The 7,008-nt window shown below is 25.8% G+C and carries 7 protein-coding genes; 5 read left to right on the plus strand and 2 right to left on the minus strand.

Going from position 1 to position 7,008, the window contains the following annotated elements:
• Positions 1–165 precede the first annotated feature (165 nt).
• Both JWF52_RS18390 and JWF52_RS19825 read left to right on the plus strand, forming a co-directional pair.
• Complete coding sequence (locus JWF52_RS18390; RefSeq protein ID WP_208334923.1) at positions 166–591, plus strand: helix-turn-helix transcriptional regulator; 426 nt, start codon at positions 166–168, stop codon at positions 589–591.
• Positions 592–732: 141 nt separating this feature from the next.
• Positions 733–1,416 (plus strand): PilZ domain-containing protein, encoded by a 684-nt coding sequence (locus JWF52_RS19825; RefSeq protein WP_208334924.1) that lies wholly within the window; start codon positions 733–735, stop codon positions 1,414–1,416.
• Positions 1,417–1,509: 93 nt separating this feature from the next.
• On the opposite strand, the gene JWF52_RS18400 is transcribed toward JWF52_RS19825, so the two are convergent.
• Positions 1,510–2,610, minus strand: a complete 1,101-nt coding sequence (locus JWF52_RS18400; RefSeq protein WP_208334925.1) for a PQQ-dependent sugar dehydrogenase — start codon at positions 2,608–2,610, stop codon at positions 1,510–1,512.
• A 370-nt stretch (positions 2,611–2,980) separates the two neighbouring features.
• Between JWF52_RS18400 and JWF52_RS18405 the strand changes: the two genes are divergently transcribed.
• Positions 2,981–3,727 (plus strand): C40 family peptidase, encoded by a 747-nt coding sequence (locus JWF52_RS18405; protein ID WP_286184275.1) that lies wholly within the window; start codon positions 2,981–2,983, stop codon positions 3,725–3,727.
• A gap of 227 nt (positions 3,728–3,954) precedes the next feature.
• A complete protein-coding gene (locus JWF52_RS18410; protein WP_208334926.1) occupies positions 3,955–4,725 on the plus strand; it encodes an N-acetyltransferase in 771 nt (256 codons plus the stop codon).
• A gap of 84 nt (positions 4,726–4,809) precedes the next feature.
• Here JWF52_RS18410 and JWF52_RS18415 read toward each other — a convergent pair whose 3' ends face one another.
• On the minus strand, positions 4,810–5,253 hold the full coding sequence (locus JWF52_RS18415; RefSeq protein ID WP_208334927.1) for a GNAT family N-acetyltransferase: 444 nt from the start codon (positions 5,251–5,253) through the stop codon (positions 4,810–4,812).
• 497 nt (positions 5,254–5,750) lie between these two features.
• Between JWF52_RS18415 and JWF52_RS18420 the strand changes: the two genes are divergently transcribed.
• A complete protein-coding gene (locus JWF52_RS18420; protein WP_208334928.1) occupies positions 5,751–6,731 on the plus strand; it encodes an LCP family protein in 981 nt (326 codons plus the stop codon).
• Positions 6,732–7,008 lie beyond the last annotated feature (277 nt).

A 7,008-nucleotide genomic window follows, 5' to 3' on the forward strand; every position in this document is an offset into this window, starting at 1 on the left:
ATACGGTACTTTATTTTATAGAATTAATATTTCTTTCTTATAAAAATTTAAGAAGAATCTAGATAATATCAGCAATGCAACCATAAGTTAACAAAATGCAACTATACAATGATTGTTAATTTCTACAGAAATAAATATAATTAAAGTTAAGATGAGGTGATTATATTGAACTTAAGTGAGAATCTAAAAAAATTGAGAAAAGAAAAAAATTTATCACAGGAACAACTTGCAAAAATGCTAAATGTATCTCGTCAAGCTGTATCAAAATGGGAGTCAGGCAAAACGTATCCAGATATAGACAATCTTATATTATTAAGAGATATATTTAATATAACATTAGATGACTTAATAATTAATGAGAGTAAAATTAAAGATGAAGAAACAATTGAAATAAATGATTTACCTAATAATAATTATATAGAGTTTGATGAAAATGAAGAAGATGAACTATCAGTTAATTTAATGCTAGGTGGACTTATGATTGGAACAGCAATTGGATTTATTACAGATAATTTTATGTGGGGGACAGTAGGTAGTTTTATAGGAATGGGAATAGGATATATATTAGAATATATAAGAAAAAGGATATAAGAAATGAAATTTAAAGATATTTATTTTATATATAAGTAAAACCGTATTATTACCAAGTAATACGGTTTTCTTTAGGCATGAAAAATAAAACTGTACTATACTAAATATAGGAGGATATTTAAAAAGAGGAGGGTATAGACCGTGTTTAGCTTATTTAATAAAAAATCTGTAAGATATATAGAAAAATCAGTTAATAAGTATAATCAAATTTTAGAGGATGATATAAATTTAATTATACGTACGATTTATAAGGGGAAACTATATACAAGTGATGTAGAATATTTAAATAATAGAGAAGTTTTATTTAGATGTCCAATTGATAAATACGATATTATTAGATTTGATGAACAAAGCATTATAAAAGTAGAGTTTGTAAGCTATAGTGGATTATATACAACTGAACTTCTAATAACCGAAAAAATAATAGAAGACAATGTATTATACTATAAGGGGGAATTTAGTTCACCAATAGAGAAAAATCAAAGACGAAAAAACTATAGGCTACCTATAGTATTAGATTTAAACTATACATTATTACCAAGAGAACGTATAGAATATAGTGGAAACACCTTAGATATTAGTATTGATGGTATGCTTATGGAAACTTATGAAAATATCTATCAAACTAAGAATCTTAAAGTAAAAATTGATATAGATGGTAAAACTCATGATATAAAAAGTACTATAATAAAAAAGAGAACTAATTTTAGAAATAGTACATACTTATATAATTTAAAATTTGATAAATTAAGTATCAAGCAAAAAAATGAAATATCTAGATTTATATTTGATAATAAAAATCTACGTGATAAAAAGTTAGTGTAAGTTTAAATTCTAAAAAATAGGTGCTACTTAAGCACCTATTTTTTAGTTAAATAAATTTAAATCATCAGTTATTTTATAAATATATTTATTAGTTTATCTTGGTATGAGACGGATTATTTTATCATCAGTTATATCAGGGTTTCCTCGGCCATCCTTATTACTTGTTGTTAGGTAGATGGATCCATCCTTACTCTGAATAACATCACGCAAACGTCCATATTCATTTTTTAATAATGGCTCTATATCCTTAATCACTGTTCCTTTTTTGTTTAGAGATATAGCAAGTAGTTGCTGGCCACGTAAATTAGCTACTAGTAATTTACCTTGCCATGGTCCTTGTTCAACAAAAGCAATACCAGATGGTGCCCATGTATCTTCTCCACTATGTACCAAAGGTTTTTGTGTTGTAATTTCTGTAGATTCTTCATCTCCTTGGACTAGAGGCCAACCATAATTAGCTCCTGGTTGTATTATATTTATTTCATCATGTGCTGACTGTCCATGTTCTGATTCATACAATATATTTTTTGAATTCCAAGCTAATCCTTGTGGGTTTCTATGACCGAAGCTATAAATAGGTGAATTAATAAAAGGGTTATCTTCAGGAATATTACCATCTAATTCTATTCGTAGTATTTTTCCGGCTGTACTTAATAAGTCTTGAGATAATGAAGAATTTCCTGAATCTCCTGTTGCTATATATAATTTATTATCTGGACCTATCTTTATTCTTCCTCCATTATGAATTTGGCCTCCTGGTATTTTATCTAAGAGTATTTTATCAATAGCTACTATATTATCGCTCTTTATTAGTCTAACAACACGGTTATAAATCTGGTTATTTTCTGTATATGAATGCATAACATAGATATAGTTATTTTGTGAAAAATTAGGATCTAAAGCTATTCCCATTAAACCACCTTCGCCTTGACTTACAAATGGTGAACTAAATGTAATGAGAGGTTGGGGATTAAGTTTACCATTTTCAATAACTCTAATCGAACCAGAGCGTTCTGTAAAATATATATCTCCTTTATTGCTTATATCCATGGCCCAAGGTACATATAGGTTTTCAGCTATGATTTCAATTTCATAAGGAAATTGTCTAGTTTTTATTGATTTCATTTTAAAACTAAATACATTACGACCACGGCATATCATGTTGTACAAAATATCATAAAACTTCTTTTTCATAATTTTACCCTCCAAACTAAAAAATATATATAGCTAAATATATGCTTAAAAAGCAATATACTTGGATAATAAAATCTTTAATTTTTATTATTTATATAATTACAATAGTATTCATTTAAGAGTCTAATGGTACTATTTTAATAGGTAAATAGTAATGAAAATTTTTGTATAATAAAAAATACTTATGTTGCGAGTATTAGCCTATTTAGAGGTATTTAGGAGATTTAGATTATAAATAAGATTAAATAAAAAATAAATTAAGCCGATTATAAGTAAGAGATGTAATTTTTATATTAAAATTAAAAAATTTTTAATAAATATATTCTTTTATTACTTAAAAAATAAAATTGAAAGTATGGAGGTTAGATATATGAGTGATATAAGTCAAATTGTTTTAAGTAGCTTTTTAAATAGTATTAGTCGTTCAAATTTAAATAATAAAAATTCGTTAAGTATAAGCTCTGATCCTTTTGATGATATATTAGAAAGCGTATTAGGTAATTCTAGTGGTATGTGTGAATGCTCATGTTCATGTGATAATAATAATTTAGATAATTTAGATACTTTAGATATTTTAAATACAATATTAGGTAGTATCAACATGAATAGGGTGGATACACAAAAAATAGAAGACATTCCTATAAATAATGCACCTTCTAATAATATTCAAAAGAATATTCAGAAAATAGAAAGTCATGGATCTGTAGCTAATACTAATAATATTAATTATGAACCTAAAACATCTAATAAAATGGATAATGCGATAAAAACATTAGAAAATCAAATAGGAAAACCATATGTTTGGGGAGCGAATGGACCTCATGCATTTGATTGCTCTGGATTAGTTAGGTATATATATAAAACTGAATTAGGAAAAGATATACCAAGAGTATCTTATGATCAAAGTAAGTTTGGACAAGCAATAGAGAAAAAAGACTTACAACCTGGAGATTTAGTATTTTTCGATACTATGAAAAAAGGTAGAGTAAGTCATGTGGGAATGTACATAGGAAATGATGAATTTATACATGCATCTAATCCTAGAGATGGAGTTAAGAAATCGAAGTTATCATCAGGATACTATGAAAAGACATTCAAAGGTGCAAGAAGACCTTAATTAAAGACAAACTAAAATTAAAATAATAAATATTACTTAACGTAGATGAATAATAAAGAACCGTATCAGCTATAAATGATACGGTTCTTTATATATTTAAGATAATTATTTATAAATTATAATACAGTTTATTTAAATTAAAAGATGCTTACTTATTAAAAAGATTATTAATAAGAATCTTATTAAGTATATAATAAAAGATATTAGAACTATGAGGGGGAAATACAATGGAAATAGTAGATGTTAATATTGATAATATAGATAAAGAGCATATTTGTTGTGCTATTTCTGATAAAAAAGGAGAATTCCAAGTTTTATCTAAAAAAAGCTGGCTAAAAGATAGATTTAAAGAAGGTATAGTATTTAAAAAGGGAGATGTAAGAGGGAAAGTTTTTATTGAATATATACCAGCTGAAAATGCATGGTGTCCTATTATTGCAAATGAATATATGTTTATTAATTGCTTGTGGGTTTCAGGAAAATACAAGGGACAAGGTATTTCTAACATATTATTAGAAGAATGTATTAATGATAGTAAAGAAAAAGGGAAAAAGGGATTAGTTATATTAAGTTCTAATAAAAAGAGACCATACTTGGCGGACTCAAAGTATTTAAAATATAAAGGATTTATATTAGCAGATACTGCAAATCCATACTATGAATTATTATACTTGCCATTTGAAAAAGATATAGATATTCCTAAATTCAAAGAGTCTGTAAAAGTAGAGGATATTAATGAATCAGGATTTGTTTTATATTACTCAAATCAATGTCCATTTACCTCAAAATATGTATCTATGGTAAAAGAATTCGCAGAAGAAAGAGACATACAGCTTAATATAATTAAATATGAAAGTAAAGAACAAGCACAAAATTCAAATACACCATTTACAACATATAGTCTATATTATAATGGGCAATTTATAACACATGAAATATTAAATGATAAAAAATTTGAAGATATATTTATATCAAAGAAATATATAAACTTTAAATAAGGTTTAAGGTTTATATAAACTAAAAACATAATAAAATAAATAAAAATCCGTACCATTTGTAAACGATACGGATTTTTATTTATTTTATTTTTTATATAACATATCCATATGAGGAATGTTGTCTTCTAAATACACATCAGATATTTTTTTAAATCCTAGGCTACTATAAAATTTATCTAAGTATGCCTGTGCTTGAATTTTGATTTCTTTCTCGTGTAAACTATTTTCTATGAAAGAGATACTTTTCAATAACATATCTCTAGCTATGTTTCTACCACGATAATCTTTTTTTACAATAACTCTTCCAATAGATGCTTGTTCATATGAAATACCTTTTTTTAGTATCCTTGAATAGGCTATTACTTCATTGTCTTTTTCTAAAAATATATGATAAGACTTATTATCTTTACCATCTATATCTTGATAAGGGCATTCTTGTTCCACTATAAACACTTCATTTCTAAGTTGAAGTATTTTATATAACTCATCTGTTGTTAGTTCACTAAATGTTTTAATTATCCAGCTCATTGAAATTCCTCCTACTTTTATCGTGCTAATTTAGAAATATAACTATCTATTACTTTCATATAAATTAGGATAATACTTATTAGACCAATATTCAAGGGAAGATATAATTTCATAAAGTTCTTCTCATTTATCAGTTAGGAAATATTATACCTTAGGTTGCATTTCAGCGTATATTATATGTTGCTTTAAAGCTTTATAAAAATATATTTTATAATAGGAGCAAGTGTAGTATCAGTAAGAGGGTTAGGAGGGATACCTTTATCTTTTTACTATAGTTATGTGAAATTAAATATTTTAAATTGAAATATTTTTAGTGATTTACAAAAAAAGAGAAATTATGTAGAAAAAAATAAAGTTATTATGGTAAAATGTTAGCGATAGCTTTAATAGTGAAAATTATCCATAAATTATATATGGTTGAATAATAAATTATAAACAACATTCAATAGAAATTAGAATATATAAATAATATGGGTACTTATTTGGGAGGATAAATAATGAGTAATAAAATACTAAAAAGAATAGTTGTGCTATTGGCAATTTTAATAATAATAATACCTGCGAGCGCATTTGGACTTGTTTATTTTAAATTAAATAGTATGTATGATTCTGGGGGAGATAGTAACACACTTGGAAAAAGTGATTATAAATCAGAGGAAGGTATAACTAATATATTACTTTGTGGTACAGATGGAAGACCAGGAGAGAAAAGTTCTCGTAGTGATGCTATGATGATACTTACCGTTGATAGTAAAAATAAAAGTTTAAAATTAACATCACTTGCTCGTGATACATATGTTTCTACATCAGGATATGGAGATATAAAGCTTACTGAGGCTTATGCATATGGCGGTATAAATTTATTAGCAGAAACGATAGAGAGAAACTTTGAACTAGATATCCAAAATTACGCTATTGTTGATTTCTATTCATTTATGGACATAATTGATACTTTAGGAGGTATAACTATAGATGTTAAACAAAATGAAATACAAGAGCTAAATAAATTTATTCCTGAAACATATGGATGGGATTCTAAAGATAATAAAGGCTCTATATCATACATCAAAAGTGCTGGGGAACAAAAATTAAATGGGTACCAAGCTCTTGCATACTCACGTATAAGAAAAGGTGGTAGTGGTGGAGCTTTGGAAAGAGATAAAAGACAAAGACAAGTTATTGAAGGTATGATGAAGGGGGTAAAAGATTTACCTATGACAAAATACCCTAAATTATTAGATACAATACTTCCTTATGTTAAAACTAATATGAAGCCTGCTGAAATCCTTAATATTGGTGGTAGAGTATTAAAAATTGGTAACTTCAATATAACTCAAATGGAATTCCCTATAGATGATGGTGTTAATAGCAAGAATGTAAGAATAAATAATAAGTCAGTAATGCAATTTGAACCGAGCTCATTAGATATACTTCATGGTTTTATATTTGAAGATATAATGCCTGAAAAGAAGAAATAACTTATAAAAAATAAAGATTACATAAAAAGAACTCTATTTATTAGAGTTCTTTTTATGTAAAAATATAATTTATCGATTATTATGTGTGTTTTTAATGTATAACTCATTAGGTAAATATTTTATAAATAAATATAAAAAAGTATGTAACCTCACAAATATTTTTATGTAAAATTAAATAAAAAAATATATTTTTTAGAAAATAATGGAGAAATTTATCATAAATTAAGTAAAAAAAGCAAAGTAAATTATTAAATAAAATAATTTATTTTAAATTTTT

The organism is Clostridium sp. CCUG 7971, assembly GCF_017590215.1.
Taxonomy (GTDB): domain Bacteria; phylum Bacillota; class Clostridia; order Peptostreptococcales; family Peptostreptococcaceae; genus Faecalimicrobium.